At 58.2% G+C, this 14,503-nt stretch carries 12 protein-coding genes; 5 read left to right on the forward strand and 7 right to left on the reverse strand.

Features of this window, described 5'->3' with window-relative positions; all coding sequences use genetic code 11:
- Window positions 1–1,530: a bifunctional aminoglycoside phosphotransferase/ATP-binding protein gene (locus H1S06_RS00185; RefSeq protein ID WP_181736273.1), complete on the reverse strand. Its 1,530-nt coding sequence runs from the start codon at window positions 1,528–1,530 to the stop codon at window positions 1–3.
- A gap of 46 nt (window positions 1,531–1,576) precedes the next feature.
- Here H1S06_RS00185 and mrcB point away from each other — a divergent pair, with 46 nt between their 5' ends.
- The gene (gene mrcB / locus H1S06_RS00190; RefSeq protein ID WP_181736274.1) at window positions 1,577–3,910 is read left to right on the forward strand and encodes a penicillin-binding protein 1B; all 2,334 of its coding nucleotides are present in this window, start codon (window positions 1,577–1,579) and stop codon (window positions 3,908–3,910) included.
- A 15-nt stretch (window positions 3,911–3,925) separates the two neighbouring features.
- Window positions 3,926–4,507 carry a tetratricopeptide repeat protein gene (locus H1S06_RS00195; protein WP_181736275.1) on the forward strand — a complete coding sequence of 194 codons (582 nt, stop codon included), beginning with the start codon at window positions 3,926–3,928 and terminating at the stop codon, window positions 4,505–4,507.
- On the opposite strand, the gene H1S06_RS00200 is transcribed toward H1S06_RS00195, so the two are convergent.
- From H1S06_RS00200 to H1S06_RS00215, 4 genes are read right to left on the reverse strand one after another with little or no spacing between them, the layout of a single operon-like run.
- Complete coding sequence (locus H1S06_RS00200; protein ID WP_181736276.1) at window positions 4,504–5,100, reverse strand: hypothetical protein; 597 nt, start codon at window positions 5,098–5,100, stop codon at window positions 4,504–4,506. The two genes, H1S06_RS00195 and H1S06_RS00200, sit on opposite strands and share 4 nt — an antisense overlap.
- A 6-nt stretch (window positions 5,101–5,106) precedes the next feature.
- Window positions 5,107–6,393 carry a glutamate-1-semialdehyde 2,1-aminomutase gene (gene hemL / locus H1S06_RS00205; protein ID WP_181736277.1) on the reverse strand — a complete coding sequence of 429 codons (1,287 nt, stop codon included), beginning with the start codon at window positions 6,391–6,393 and terminating at the stop codon, window positions 5,107–5,109.
- Window positions 6,394–6,424: 31 nt separating this feature from the next.
- On the reverse strand, window positions 6,425–7,054 hold the full coding sequence (gene thiE / locus H1S06_RS00210; protein ID WP_181736278.1) for a thiamine phosphate synthase: 630 nt from the start codon (window positions 7,052–7,054) through the stop codon (window positions 6,425–6,427).
- Window positions 7,051–8,775 (reverse strand): chloride channel protein, encoded by a 1,725-nt coding sequence (locus H1S06_RS00215; RefSeq protein WP_181736279.1) that lies wholly within the window; start codon window positions 8,773–8,775, stop codon window positions 7,051–7,053. The genes thiE and H1S06_RS00215 overlap by 4 nt, the downstream gene beginning before the upstream one ends.
- 89 nt (window positions 8,776–8,864) lie before the next feature.
- Here H1S06_RS00215 and argC point away from each other — a divergent pair, with 89 nt between their 5' ends.
- Window positions 8,865–9,899 (forward strand): N-acetyl-gamma-glutamyl-phosphate reductase, encoded by a 1,035-nt coding sequence (argC, locus tag H1S06_RS00220; RefSeq protein WP_181736280.1) that lies wholly within the window; start codon window positions 8,865–8,867, stop codon window positions 9,897–9,899.
- Between the two features lie 70 nt (window positions 9,900–9,969).
- Window positions 9,970–10,317, forward strand: coding sequence for an iron-sulfur cluster insertion protein ErpA (gene erpA / locus H1S06_RS00225; protein ID WP_181736281.1), 348 nt, complete (start codon window positions 9,970–9,972; stop codon window positions 10,315–10,317).
- 65 nt (window positions 10,318–10,382) lie between these two features.
- On the opposite strand, the gene H1S06_RS00230 is transcribed toward erpA, so the two are convergent.
- Both H1S06_RS00230 and H1S06_RS00235 read right to left on the reverse strand, forming a co-directional pair.
- Window positions 10,383–11,498 (reverse strand): anhydro-N-acetylmuramic acid kinase, encoded by a 1,116-nt coding sequence (locus tag H1S06_RS00230; RefSeq protein ID WP_181736282.1) that lies wholly within the window; start codon window positions 11,496–11,498, stop codon window positions 10,383–10,385.
- Window positions 11,495–12,856: a peptidoglycan DD-metalloendopeptidase family protein gene (locus tag H1S06_RS00235; RefSeq protein WP_328515286.1), complete on the reverse strand. Its 1,362-nt coding sequence runs from the start codon at window positions 12,854–12,856 to the stop codon at window positions 11,495–11,497. The genes H1S06_RS00230 and H1S06_RS00235 overlap by 4 nt, the downstream gene beginning before the upstream one ends.
- A gap of 178 nt (window positions 12,857–13,034) precedes the next feature.
- Here H1S06_RS00235 and tyrS point away from each other — a divergent pair, with 178 nt between their 5' ends.
- Window positions 13,035–14,330, forward strand: coding sequence for a tyrosine--tRNA ligase (tyrS, locus tag H1S06_RS00240; protein WP_181736284.1), 1,296 nt, complete (start codon window positions 13,035–13,037; stop codon window positions 14,328–14,330).
- Window positions 14,331–14,503 lie beyond the last annotated feature (173 nt).

Raw genomic sequence — 14,503 nt, forward strand, 5'->3', positions numbered from 1 at the left:
TCAGTCTCCTATCAGGCGCTGGGCTCGTAGCTGTGCCATCAGCTGTTCGATGGCCTCGTCATCGCGTGTGTCGACCGGCAAGGTGATCAATTGCTCTTCACTGCTCAGTGGCTGCATCACCTTCAACTGCTCGTGCATGACATCAACATCTGCATCCGAGGGATCCAGCCCTTCTTCCCGGCGGCGCTTCAGACGCGCTTCAATCAGGTTCTGCTCACAGTGGCAACTGATGATGCGGACGGGGACTTCGCGCAGCGCTGCCAGCTCGACATAGGCATTACGGGTGCGTTGATGGATGAAGGTGGCATCGACAACCACGGAGTAGCCGGCCTTCAACATCAGGGCAGTCGTCTCCAGCAGGTGCTGGGATGTGCGGCTGTTCATCTGGGCACCATACAGATCCAGTGACAGTCCCTGCAGGCTCAGTTCACGGTAGAGGCGTTTGCGTTCCACGTCCGAGCGGATACGAATCACGCCCACGGCCTCGGCCAGACGTTCGCTGAGGTAGCTTTTGCCGCTGCCACTGACGCCATGCATCAGAAAAACGGCCGGCGAGCGTGTGCGGCAGTAATGCTCGGTCAGGTGCAGGTAATGGCGGCATGTCGGTACATCGGGCTGGAGACCGAGCATGGCAACCTTGGCGCGGACCATGGCGCGATAGGCCTTATAGAAATTGAGCAGCGGCAGTGCCGAATAGTCACCGGTTCTTTCCAGATAGAGGTTCAGGCAGCGGTTGGCCCAGCGGAACTGCTGGTTGGCCTCCAGATCCATCAACAGGAAAGCCAGATCGGAGGTGGTATCGATCCAGCGAAATTCCAGGTTGAACTCGATGCAGTCGAACAGACGCAACTCGTCGTGGAACAGGTTGATGTTGGCCAGATGCAGGTCACCATGACATTCACGGACATGCCCTTCCCGCTTGCGCTGGCGCATCAGGCCCTCCAGGGCGCGGAAGTTCTCGGCGGTCCGTGTTGACAGCTGCTGCAGCAGGAGACGGTCTTCGGCTTCCAGGTGGTCCGGCTGGATATGACGGTAGTTGTCGGCGACAGCTTCCCAGAGTGTTTCGGGTTCACCCCAGGGGCTGTCCTGGGCCACGATCGGTATACGCTGGTGGAAGGCCGCGATCTGTTCTGCCAGCAGGTCGATCCAGTGAGTTTCGAACAGGTGACGTTGCAGCAGACGGTCAAGGCGCAGTTCAGGATCAAACTGGTACATTTTGACCGCATAGTCGATGATGCCGTCGTCCGCCCCCAATTCGGGAGCATCGTCACTGCCCCCGATCGGCACCAGGCCGATATAGATATCCGGCGCCAGGCGCTGGTTCAGTCGAACTTCTTCCTCGCAACAGTGGCGTCGCTGTTCCAGCGTGGTAAAGTCCAGAAAACCGAAGTTGACCGGCTTTTTGATTTTGTACGCGTACTCACCGGTGAGCAGCAACCAAGATATATGGGTTTCGATCACTTCGACCTGCTCCACCGCATGTGGATAGCGGGCGGGGTCGCGCAATGATTCGATCAATTTGGGTAACATGAGGCTCCAGCTGTTGTCAGCGATGGCATGAGATTATACTGACCCGATGAGTAAAAAGAGAACACCCCCCTCGAAAGGGCGCAGGACGCGCCGTCCCAAACAACCTTCCCGTATGGTCCGACTGTTCCGCTGGCTTCTGAAGCTGGGGCTTGTCTTGACGGTCATGGTGGGAGTTGGTCTGATCTATCTGGATGCCCAGGTACGCAGTAAATTTGAAGGCAAGCGCTGGGCTGTGCCGGCCAAGGTCTATGCTCGACCTCTGGAGTTGTATCCGGGGCAGCGGCTGAGTCGTGATGAACTCAAGCAGGAGCTGAAGGGGCTGCATTATCGTTTCGTGCGCAATGCCGGTCAGCCGGGTGCGGTTGAGTGGGCCAGCAGTCGCGCACGCATTCGGACGCGAGGCTTTAACTTTCCGGATGGTGCCGAGCCTGCGCGGAACATGTTGCTGACGTTTTCGGGCGACACGATCAACGATATTCGCGATGCTGAAGGTCGACGTTTGCCGTTGGTGCGCCTGGAACCGATGCTGATCGGCGGTATCTACCCGAAATCCAATGAAGATCGCGATCTGATCAAGCTTTCCGAGGCACCGTCACACCTGGCGAGAGCACTGGTGGCAGTGGAAGATCAGGCGTTTTATGACCACTGGGGCGTGTCCTTCAAGGGCATTGCCCGTGCCATGTGGGTGAATGTGCGGGCGGGGCGTTTTGTTCAGGGCGGCAGTACCTTGACCCAGCAGCTGATCAAAAACTTCTATCTGACGTCGGAACGTACGCTCAGTCGTAAGTTGCTGGAGCTGCCAATGGCGATGTTGCTGGAATTGCACTACAGCAAGGATGAAATTCTGGAGGCCTATCTCAACGAAGTCTATTTGGGTCAGTCAGGAAATCGTGCCATCCATGGGTTTGGCCTGGCCAGCCAGTATTATTTTGCTCGTCCGGTACAGGAGCTGGATCTGCATCAGGTCGCGTTGCTGGCGGGCATGGTCAAAGGACCATCCTGGTATGACCCGCGCCGCCACCCGGAACGGGCGTTGGAGCGTCGCAACCTGGTCTTGAAAATGCTGTATGACCAGAAGCAGATCAGTCAGACCGAATATGACAGTGCGCGCCAACGCGGGCTGGAAGTGGTCAAACAGCGAAGTTTGCACAAGGGAGCTTTCCCGGCCTATCTGGATCTGGTTAAACGCAAGTTGCGAGAAGAATACCGTGACGAAGATTTGAGCACCGAGGGACTGAGAGTGTTCACCGCATTGGATCCGCTGGTGCAAACGCGTGCTGAAGCAGCGCTGGATACGGGTATTCAGGGACTGGAAAAACGCTATGGCAAGCGCGCCTCAGGACTTGAAGCCAGTATGGTCGTTACTGACCCGCAAACCGGTGAAGTGCTGGCGCTGATCGGTGGTCGGGACACCCGTTATCAAGGATTTAACCGGGCGCTGGATGCGTTGCGCCCGATCGGTTCACTGGTGAAACCCGCTGTGTATCTGGCGGCACTGGAGCGTGGTTATACGCTGAATTCGATGCTGGAGGATGAGCCTCTCAGCGTTAAGCTGCCGGGCGGTAATGTCTGGAAACCGCAGAACTTCGATCGGCGCAGTCATGGCCTGGTCCCTTTGCATCGCTCGCTGGCACTGTCCTACAACCAGTCAACCGCCCGGCTGGGTATGGATGTGGGGGTGGACCGGGTCATTGATATGTTGCAACGTCTGGGGGCCGAGCGTGAGCTCAAGCCTTATCCTTCCCTGTTGCTGGGGGCTCAGGCCCTGTCGCCACTGGAATTGGCCAGTATCTATCAGACCATCGCGGCGAACGGTTTTCGAATGCCTTTGAGGGTTATTCGTCGTGTCACCGATGCCGAGGGTGCAGAGCTGTCACGTTATCCTTTTAGTTTGAAACAGCAGGTCAAACCCGAGGTCGTGCATCTGTTACAGTACGCTCTGCAGGAAGCCGGACGTGAAGGAACGGCACGCAGTGCCTATTCGGTATTGCCGCAGAATCTGAATTTGGCGGGTAAAACCGGCACCTCCAATGATCAGCGGGACAGCTGGTTTGCCGGTTTTACCGGCGATCGTCTGGCCGTTGTCTGGTTGGGGCGGGATGATAACTCCCAGTTGCCCTTTACGGGGGGCAGTGGCGCCTTGAGGGTCTGGACCGAACTGATGCGCCGTGAGCGCCCGGAGCCGTTTATTGCGACCCGGCCGGCCGGTATCGAGTATGTGTGGGTTGACGAGGCGACAGGTCTGCGTTCGGATGCGCGCTGTGAAGGGTCGCGGCAGCTGCCGTTCGTAACGGGAACTGCGCCCAGAGACAAGGTTGACTGCGGACTGGATCGTCCGGTAGAGCGTTCCCTCGATTGGTTCCGCAACTGGTTTAACTGAATATAGAAGGATGCTATGAAAAAGGTTTATATGATGCTGGGCGTGGCTCTGGTTATGACCGGTTGTGCTGCACCCAACCCCTATGGCTACAAAACGCCGGTTGAGGATCGCAGCCGAACCTCGCCGTCCCCTTCGCCGGGTACGGCGGTGCCGGTGGAGTCTGAGTCCGGAGTGAAAGTGACACCGATTGGTGAAATGCCGGTGATTCGCGCGCAGCGTGACGAGCAGGCAGCGGCCCGGGTACAGCAGTCTGCGGAACCGGTGCTGAGTCAGCCGCAGAGCCCGGCGGTTATTGCGTTGCTGGAAACGGCGCGCCAGGACAGCAGCGGCGGCGATCTGCGTATGGCGCAGAGCCGACTGGAGCGGGCGCAGAGAATCGCCCCACGTGACCCGGAAGTGTATGTTCAACTGGCGGATGTGCAACGCCGCCAGGGACAGTTTCTGCAGGCGGAGCAGGTGGCTTTGAAAGGCGTCAGTGTGGCGTCAGGGCAGTCGGGCGCCTTGCGTCGACTGTGGAATCTGGTGGCGGATATTCGTCAGGAAGCCGGTAATGAGGCGGGCGCCCGTGAGGCCCGCCAGAAGGCAGCCGCCTATTAAATTCTGGCGGCTTGCGGGTGTCGCAGCAGAGAGCCGCTGATCAGCAGGAGAGCAGCGGCCTGTGCCATCTGCAATGCCGTGTCAGACAATCCCGAGCCCATCAGTTTCGGTGCGCTCAAGCTCAGCAGCAGAAGCGGTGCTGCCAAAGCGCACATCAGTCGTGACAGGTGATCAGGCAACAGCCAGGCCGCGATCAGTAGACTGGCCGCCAGCGCCAGACTGAGCCAGAACGTGTAATCATCGCCCAGCCCCATGCGCCGGAACAGTTCAAACAGTGCAAACAGCGCCAGCAGCCAGCGTCCCCAGCCCGCTTTGGACCAGTGTCGCCCCATGGCCAGCGCCAGCATGGCAGTGGCCAGCAGGGGCAGGCCCGCATAGGTTGCCAGGTTGCCGAGCAGGCGCTGCAGCGTGGCAGTGTCCTGGTTATGGGGCAGAGGCAGCAGTTGTCCAAGTGCGGCCATGGCGACAAACGCCAGGCTCAGGCTGCCGACCTGCAGGTGAGAACGAGAGGTCTCCGGCAGTGGTTCACTGCGGCGCAACAGCAGGATGGCGCCCGCAAGGGACGCCAGCAGCAGAAGGCTGTTACCCAACACTTCCGATCAGCCCGCGAGCGTGGCAAAGACGCGGTCTGCAGCAGCCAGTGTGGCATCCAGTTCCGCTTCGGTATGGGCGTTGGAAATGAAGCCGGCTTCGAATGCGGAGGGCGCCAGATAGATACCTTCATCCAGCATGCCATGGAAGAAACGGCCGAACTGTTCTGTATCACAGGCCGTAGCATCGTCGAAGCAGGCTACGGTATCCTGTTCGGTGAAGAATAGACCGAACATGCCGCCCACGCAGTTGGTGGTGAACGGGATGCCGTGACGGGCCGCCATGGCTTCCAGGCCTTGGGTCAGGTATTCGGCCTTGGCACTCAACGCCTCATAAACACCTTCTGCTCGCAAGGCTTGCAGCATGGCAAAACCGGCTGTCATGGCCAGCGGGTTGCCGGACAGAGTACCGGCCTGGTACACGGGACCCAGCGGAGCGATATGTTCCATAACCTCGCGCTTGCCGCCAAACGCTCCGACCGGCAGGCCACCACCGATTACCTTGCCCAGAGTGGTCAGGTCGGGCTGGATGTCAAAGTGTGCCTGGGCACCGCCCAGTGCGACCCGAAATCCGGTCATCACCTCATCGAAAATCAGCACACTGCCGTGCTGGTCACAGACTTCACGCAAACATTCCAGGAATCCTTCTGCAGGGGGAATGCAGTTCATGTTGCCGGCGACCGGCTCGACTATGATACAGGCTACCTGATCGCCGATTTCGGCAAAGGCCTTGCGTACGTTATCGATGTCGTTATAGGTCAGGGTGATGGTGTGCTCGGCCAGGGCGGCGGGAACGCCCGGAGAATTGGGTTCTCCCAGTGTCAGTGCACCGGAGCCGGCCTTGACCAGCAGGGAGTCGGAATGGCCGTGGTAGCAGCCTTCGAATTTGACGATTTTGTCACGTCCGGTGTAACCGCGGGCCAGACGAATGGCGCTCATGGTGGCTTCGGTGCCGGAGTTGACCATGCGCACCATATCCATTGAAGGCACGAGTTCACAAACCAGGTTGGCCATGTCCGTTTCGATTGCGGTTGGCGCGCCAAAGCCGAGCCCGTTGTCGAGGGCTTCGCGGACGGCATCAATGACTGGCGGGTAGGCGTGTCCCAGCAGCATTGGGCCCCAGGAACCCACATAATCGATGTAGCGTCGGTCGTCTTCGTCAAACAGGAAAGGACCTTCGCCACGTTTGAAGAACACCGGGGAACCACCAACGCCCTTGAAAGCGCGTACCGGTGAATTAACGCCGCCGGGGATATGGGCCTGTGCGGCCTGGAACAGGGATTCTGAACGTGACATGGAGCACTTCCTTTAAGGTGAAAGTTGGTTGTTACGAAAGGTTGAATTGCTGTACGAAGCGGGCGGTCTGTTGCTGGATGTCCGGGGCTGCGAACAGCGCATGTACCACGGCAACCAGGTCGGCACCGGCCTCGATGACCTGACTCGCATTATCCACACTGATTCCGCCAATCGCTACTACCGGGACGCTCAGTCGTGTTTTGGCGGCTTGAAGCAGGCTCAGGTGGGCCCGGCATGCGTCAGGTTTGGTGTGCGAAGGAAAAAAAGCGCCGAAGGCAACATGGTCTGCACCCTCGCGTACGGCTTTGTGTGCCAGTTCAAGACTGGCGTGGCAAGTCTGGCCGATCCGGGCGTGCGCCCCCAGGTAGGCTCTGGCGGCCGCCACGCTGCCATCCTGTTGGCCCAGGTGTACGCCATCGGCCTGGCTGGCGTGGGCCAGCTCGACATCATCGTTGATCAGCAGGGGGCAGTCATACTGGCGGCACAGTTCCAGCAACATGCGGGCCTGGCGCAGGCGTTTCGAATGATCGGTCGATTTGTCGCGATACTGCAGCAGGCTCAGACCGCCCTTAAGGGCGGCTTCAACATGCTCGAGCAGAATGTTGTCCGTGGGCATCAGGGTGGCATCGGTCAGGCCGTACAGGCCGTGAAGTTGCGTCATGATAGGGTTTGTTTCCGGTTGTAGTACTCTTCAATCTGCTGGCGGCTGATCAGCCCCAGGGGTTCATCCTGGTTACTGACGACCAGCAGGTAATCAAGCTGCTTTTTCTGCATGCGGTTCAATGCTTCCTTTAGAGTGGCGCGGTAGAGCAAAGGTTCAAGATCGGCACGCCTGGCCGGCATACTGAGCAGGTCAATACTGAGGCCATCGTGTTCTTCCGTCAGGCTGTCCAAGTGTTGGCGCAGGTCTGCGGGAGGCATGAGAACGGAGCGGGAACCGGTGCCGACCAGCAGCCAGTGTGGTGCCTGTTGCAATAGCTGGCGCGCCTCGGTTAGCGTGATTTGTGCGGGCGTTGAGGCAAAATCTCGTTGCATCAGGCTGCCGACCGCTGCCCGAGACAGAATCTGGGCCAGCGGGGCTTGACGCAAATCCAGCCCCTGGCGCTGCAAGGAAGCATGAAAGATGGACGGCAGGCCAAAACCGAAGCGGGTGGTCAGATTGGCGACCAGAATGGCCAGCATGCCCGGTAGAATGATGCCGGTATTTTGGGTCAGTTCGAGCATGGCCAGCATGGCCGCCAGCGGGGCATTCAATAGTGCCGCCATCATGGCTCCCATGCCCAGCATGGCATACAGGCCGGTATGGGCCGTGCCGGCCAGCAGGGCCCCGACAGCACCCAGCAGAGCGCCGGCAACGGTGCCGATGAACAGTGTGGGGCCAATCAGGCCGGCCGGAATGCCCAGGCCGATCACGATCGGGGTCAGCAGACATTTGGCCAGCAGCAGTCCGGCCAGGAAGAGCATGGGCTTGGGCGTGTTGAACAGGGACTCAATAGTGTCATAACCGCCTCCCATAACCTCCGGCCACTGCAAGGCGACGACTCCGGTCAGTAGCCCGGCCAGCAGAAAACGTACCGGGAACGGCCAGTGCTTGAGTTTGATAACCTGCATCTGGAGCAAGTGAAAGCCGGTTGCGAGCAGACCGCACAGGAGTCCCAGCAGTGCGATAAGGGGCAGCTGAGTCAGTTCACCAATGGACAGTTCAGGCGCGTTGAAAACCAGTGCTTCGCCAACCAGAGCGCGGGAGACAATATCACCAACCAGGGCCGCGACCATGATGGGCAGAAAGCCGATCAGGGTGTACTCCAGCAGAATGACCTCCATGGCAAAAATCACGGCGGCCAGTGGCGTATTAAAGGTCGCGGCAATCCCGGCCGCCGCCCCACAACCGACCAGAACGCGCAGGGAGTTGTTGGGCAGGGACAGCCGCTGCCCGAGCAGGCTGCCGGCGCCTGCTCCCAGATGAACGGCAGGACCCTCGCGACCGACGGAATGGCCGCTGGCCAACGCAATGAGGGCTGCAATCCCCTGAATGACCAGGTTGAAAGCGGGCAAGCGACCTTCATAGTTGGCCAGGCGTTCAAGCATATGGACAATGCCGACCGAACGAGCATGTGCCGGTACGCAGGCAAACAGCAGGATCAGCAGCAGGCTGCCTGCGACGGGGAGCAGCAGGCGGTGCAGGTCATCAAGTTCTTCGAACCGCTCTGTGCCGCCCGGCAGCAGCCATATGTGCAGCAAAGTATCGGCTGAGCGAAACAGACTGATCAGACCGCCAGCCATCAGCCCGGACAGGATGCCGAGTATGACCAGTTGCGGCAGTGCATCGGCATGGGCCAGGCGTTGGCGAAAATGTTCCAGAGAAAACGGTCGATGTGGCATGATGGAGAACTCAGGGGATCATCATAGTCATCTGCTGAGCAGCTAAGTATTATACCCTAACAGTTTTTACGCACTGATGAGAGGTTGATGTGGTTAAGGTAGGTATCGTCGGCGGCACCGGCTACACCGGTGTAGAGTTGTTGCGTCTTCTGGCAAATCATCCTCGGGCACGAGTAGAGGTGATCACCTCCCGCTCCGAAGAGGGGATTCCCGTCGCGGACATGTTCCCCAACCTGCGTGGCCACTACGACCTCGCATTCACGGTGCCGGATGTGGATCGTCTGGCAGCCTGTGATGTGGTGTTTTTTGCGACACCACACGGTGTTGCCATGAGCATGGCGCCGGAACTGATTGAGCGTGGTGTGCGCATCATTGATCTGGGAGCCGACTTCCGTATCAAGGACATCGAGTTGTGGGAAAAGTGGTACAACTTGGAGCATACCTGCCCGGATCTGGTGCAGAAGGCTGTTTACGGCCTGCCGGAAGTCAACCGTGAGGCGATCCGGGAAGGCCAACTGATCGGCTGTGCCGGCTGCTACCCGACGGCCGTGCAGCTGGGTTTCCGTCCGCTGCTGGAGAATGGTCTGATCGATCACCGTCGCCTGATCGCCGACTGCAAATCCGGTGTTACCGGTGCCGGCCGTGGTGCCAATGTGGCGATGCTGCAGGCCGAGTCCAGTGAAAGTGTTAAGGCCTATGGCATCCCGGGACATCGTCACCTGCCGGAGATCAAGCAGGGGCTGAGTGGCATGGCCGGTCGTCCTGTCGGCCTGACCTTCGCGCCGCACCTGATGCCGATGATACGAGGTATTCACGCGACGTTGTATTCGGTACTGAAAGACCCGGTGGCACCGGATCTGCAGCGCCTGTTTGAAGAGTTCTATCGTGACGAGCCTTTTGTTGACGTGATGCCGGCCGGGTCTCACCCGGAGACGCGTAGCGTCAAAGGGTCGAATATGTGCCGGATCAGTGTGCATCAGCCTCAGGGTGAAGATACCCTGGTGGTGTTGTCAGCGATCGACAACCTGGTAAAAGGGGCGTCGGGGCAGGCGGTGCAGGTGATGAATATCATGTTCGACCTGCCTGAAACGACCGGTTTGGAGCAGGTCGCAATGATGCCTTGATCGGTTAATACTTGACTGATTTGGTTGGTCTAGGCAGAATGCGATGCATCCAAGAGGGTTTAGTGTAATTATGAGCGATACTGCACAGGTGCCTGCCATGGTGTTTACCGAGGCGGCAGCCAACAAAGTCAAATCACTGCTGGAAGAAGAGCAGAACGATAACCTCAAGCTGCGTGTTTATATCACTGGCGGCGGGTGTGCGGGCTTTTCTTACGGTTTTACGTTCGATGAGAACATGGCCGATGATGATACGGCGATTGAACGTGATGGTGTCGTGCTGCTCGTGGATCCGATGAGCTTCCAGTATCTGGCAGGGGCCGAGGTAGATTACCGAGAGGGACTGCAAGGGTCTCAGTTTGTAATCAATAACCCCAATGCCACGACAACTTGTGGTTGCGGTTCTTCCTTCTCGATCTGACCAATCTCAAGTCAGCCGTTCAGTGACAGACGCCGGCAATGCATGCCGGCGTTTTTGTGTGTGGCCTAGGCGGGCAGGGCGAGGTGAATTGCACCCAGAATACGAGCGCCGTTGGCGCCGGTGACGGCAGCCAGGCTAGCGGTTTGTTGATTCAATGTTCTCATGGCGAACCAGGCGAAAGCGGCGGCTTCTACCCAATCGGGTGGCAATCCGAGCGTTTCGGTTGTGGTAATTTCGCTATCCGGCAAATGGTGGTTCAGTCGCTGTTGCAAGGCCTTGTTGTGACTGCCGCCGCCGCACAGAAACAGTTCGGGCCGGTGTAGCGAGTGGCGCTTGATCGCTTGCGCCAGTGAAACCGCTGTCAGCTCCATCAGAGTGGCCTGCACATCTTCCGCTGTCGGGCGAGTCGGGCAGGCTGCGAGGGCCTGCTGCAACCAGTGCAGATCAAACAGCTCGCGGCCCGTGCTCTTGGGCGGGAGACGCTCGAAATAGGGATGGGCCAGCAGTTGTGCAAGCAGCGGTGCATCGACTCGACCGCTGGCAGCCCATTCACCATTATGATCATAGTCCCGTTGACGCTGATCGCGTATCCAGGCGTCCATCAGAACGTTACCGGGGCCGGTGTCGTACCCTGAAGCAGGTGACTGTCCATGACCGGGGAGCAGGGTGATATTGGCCATGCCGCCCAGGTTGATCAAAACCCGGTCCTGCCCGGGCCGGGCAAAAAGTGCCTGGTGGAAGGCCGGGACCAGTGGGGCTCCCTGGCCGCCCGCAGCCAGGTCTCGGCGCCGGAAATCGGCTACGGTGGTGATACCTGTGTGTTCGGCGATGCGGGCCGGGTCACCGATTTGCAGGCTGAAAGAATGCTCCGGTCGGTGACGAATGGTTTGGCCGTGGCTGCCGATGGCGCGTATTTGTGTGGCGTTGAAGCGGCTGTGCTCTAGCAGGGCTTGTACGGCTTCGGCGAACAGACTGCCGAGTGCGACATCCAGGCGGCCAAGCTGATCGATTTCATTGGGCCCCGGGTGGTTCAGCGTCAGGATTTGCCGGCGCAGTTCGGTGGGTAGAGGATGAGAATGGCTGGCATGCAGGTGAAAGTCGGGTTCAAAGCTGACAATCACCGCATCAATGCTATCCAGGCTGGTGCCGGACATCAGACCGATAAAGTATTCTCGGCTCACTCTTGAGGCTCCTCATTCATGGCTAGTCGGGTTTGGGCATGTTGGGCGAGCGCAGCCATGAGACGTTCGGTCTCTGCCTGAAAGGCAGTCTGTTCGCTCGGTGCAACCGGCTGAGCGGCTGGTAGATCAACCGTCAGCGGGTTGCGGTGTACACCATTACTGCGGAATTCATAATGCAGGTGCGGGCCGGTTGCCAGGCCGGATGCGCCTACATAGCCAATGATTTGCCCCTGCTTGACGCGGTCGCCGTTTGCCAGGCCTTTCTGGTAACGACTCATATGGGCATAAAGCGTGGTGATATTGCCACCATGTTGCAGCATAACAGTACGTCCATATCCCCCCTTGGTACCACGCCAGATGATTTTTCCGTCGCCTGCTGCCTTGATGGGGGTTCCGGTTGCTGCTGCGTAGTCGACACCGCGATGCGGGCGTTTTTTGCCCAGTACGGGATGGTAACGCTCCGGCTTGAAGCGAGAACTGATGCGGCTGAAGTCGACCGGGGAGCGCAGGAATGCCTTACGCATGCTGCGTCCATCGGGGGCAAAATACCGGCTGTTCCCCTCGGCGTCGGTAAAAAGAATGGCGGCAAAGGTGTTGTCCCTGTTGGTAAATTCGGCTGCAAGTATACGGCTTTGGTCCAGCGGCTCATCATCCAGAAAATCCTGTTCATACAGTACGCGAAAATGATCGCCTGCCCGGATATCCAGAGCAAAGTCGATATCCCAGCCAAATATTTCGGCCAGCTGCATAGTTGTTTTGTTGGACAGCCCGGCGGCTTCCGCGTCCAGAAACAGTGAGCGCTGGATGGTGCCTTCCGTATAGTGTGTTCGGGCTTCGGGTGTGCGCTGCAACTGCTGCACCTCATATCCGGTGTCGGTCATTTCGATCAGAGTGGAACTGAGGCGGTCCTGGGTGTGGCGCAGCTTGTGCAGCAGGCCGCCTTCGATCAGGAAGGATAGTGTTTGTCCCGGGCGCAGTCGCTGCAGTGCATCGCTGCCGCTAACCGCTTGCGAAATTCGGTAGACTTCGCGAGGCCCCAGGCCGGCACGCTTGAACACTCGAGTCAGGTTGTCACCGCTTTGGACGGAGTACTCGACCCAGTTTTCCTGCACGGGAGGAACCGGCTTGGGGGCAGGTTGGGGCGGTTGTGACAACGCGGGTGCTTCGGCAGTGTCTTGTAGCGCATCAACGCGGGCAGGTTCTGTGTCGGTGGTGGGGTAAAGGTCGGAGCGGTCTGGCGTGGAGGTGGGGGAAGTGGGCCAGAGCAGAACGATGAACAGCAGTATGAGCAGTGTTGCCGCTGCGGTAATAAGATGAAGCCGCGGCAAACGGCGCAAAAGTGGCAGTAAGGGTGTCACGGGGATACCTGTTTTGCAGCAAGGGAAGATAAGAGTCGACAACAAAGTATAACGAAAATTCCCGGGTGTCGGATGGTCTGATGAGGGGGCAGGAGGCGAAGCAGGTTTGTTCCGTCTACGGTGAAGGTTTAGAATGCGGGACCTGCTTACTTTAATTTTACAGAGAGATTTCGGCGGTATGAACGCAAACAGTTTGATCGATGATCTTAAGGCCCGTGGTCTCATCGCACAGATGACCAATGAAGATGAACTGGCTGAGCATTTGGCTCAGGGCCCAGTGACGCTTTATTGTGGCTTTGATCCGACTGCTGACAGTTTGCACCTGGGGCATCTGGTACCTCTCCTGATGCTTAAGCGTTTTCAGGATGCCGGCCACCGGCCGATTGCACTGGTAGGCGGAGCTACTGGGCTGATTGGTGACCCCAGCTTCAAGGATCAGGAGCGACAGCTGAACTCCGCAGAGGTGGTTCAACAGTGGAGTGAGTGTCTCAAGGCCCAGATCAGTCGTTTTATCGAGTTTGATCGCGAAGGCGGGGCCATTCTGGCCAACAACTATGACTGGACTGCCAGTGTGGATGTGTTGAGTTTCCTGCGAGATATTGGCAAGCATTTCACGGTCAATAAAATGATCGCCAAGGAATCGGTCAAACAACGTATCGAACGTGAAGGGTCGGGCTTGTCCTTTACCGAGTTCACCTATCAGATTCTGCAGTCTTATGACTTCCAGCAGTTGAACAGTCAATATGGCTGCACCATGCAGATTGGTGGTTCGGATCAATGGGGCAATATCACCGGGGGGATCGACCTGACTCGTCGTGTCAACGGCGCGGCTACACATGGTCTCACTCTGCCGCTGATTACCAAGTCCGATGGCACCAAATTCGGCAAGACCGAGGGTGGAGCAATATGGCTGGACGCCAAAAAAACATCTCCCTATGCCTTCTATCAATTCTGGCTGCAGACGCCTGATGCGGATGTATATCGCTTCATGAAGTTCTTCACCTTCCTGTCGGTTAGCGAAATCGACGCGATTGAAACCGCTGATCGCGAGCGTGAGGGTCGTCCGGAAGCTCAGCGTATTCTGGCAGAGCAGATGACGGCATTGGTGCATGGTGAAGACGCCTTGCAAGCTGCGCGCCGTATTACCGAAGCACTGTTCTCGGGAGACCTGTCCGAATTGAGCGCGGAAGATTACGCTCAGCTGGAACAGGATGGTCTGCCGGCAACACAGGTTCCCGAGAGCCTGGCGGAGCTGCCATTGACGACCTTGTTTGCCGATGCCGGGTTGGCGACTTCCGGCAAGCAGGTTAAGGATGTTCTGCAGCGTAACGCCGTGATGATCAATGACCAGACCTGTGGTTTGGATCAGAATATGAATGCGGCGGCCCTGTTCAGCCGTGAAGCAGCTCGTTTCGGGAAGTACTTCCTGGTCAAGCTGGGCAAGAAGAAGCACCACATCTTCTACCTGGGCTGATATACAGCTGCACTAAGAGTAATATGCTAGACACAGGCGCCCTTGGGCGCCTGTGTTCGTTTTCACGCTGTTTTCATTATTTTGAAACTTTTTTACCTCAGGGCGTTGACACCGGTTCAGGGATCAGTAGAATACGCCTCCTCGATTGAGACAACAGCGTTCGCGAAACACTG

The sequence above is a fragment of the Marinobacterium marinum genome (assembly GCF_013868415.1).
Classification (GTDB): domain Bacteria; phylum Pseudomonadota; class Gammaproteobacteria; order Pseudomonadales; family Balneatricaceae; genus Marinobacterium; species Marinobacterium marinum.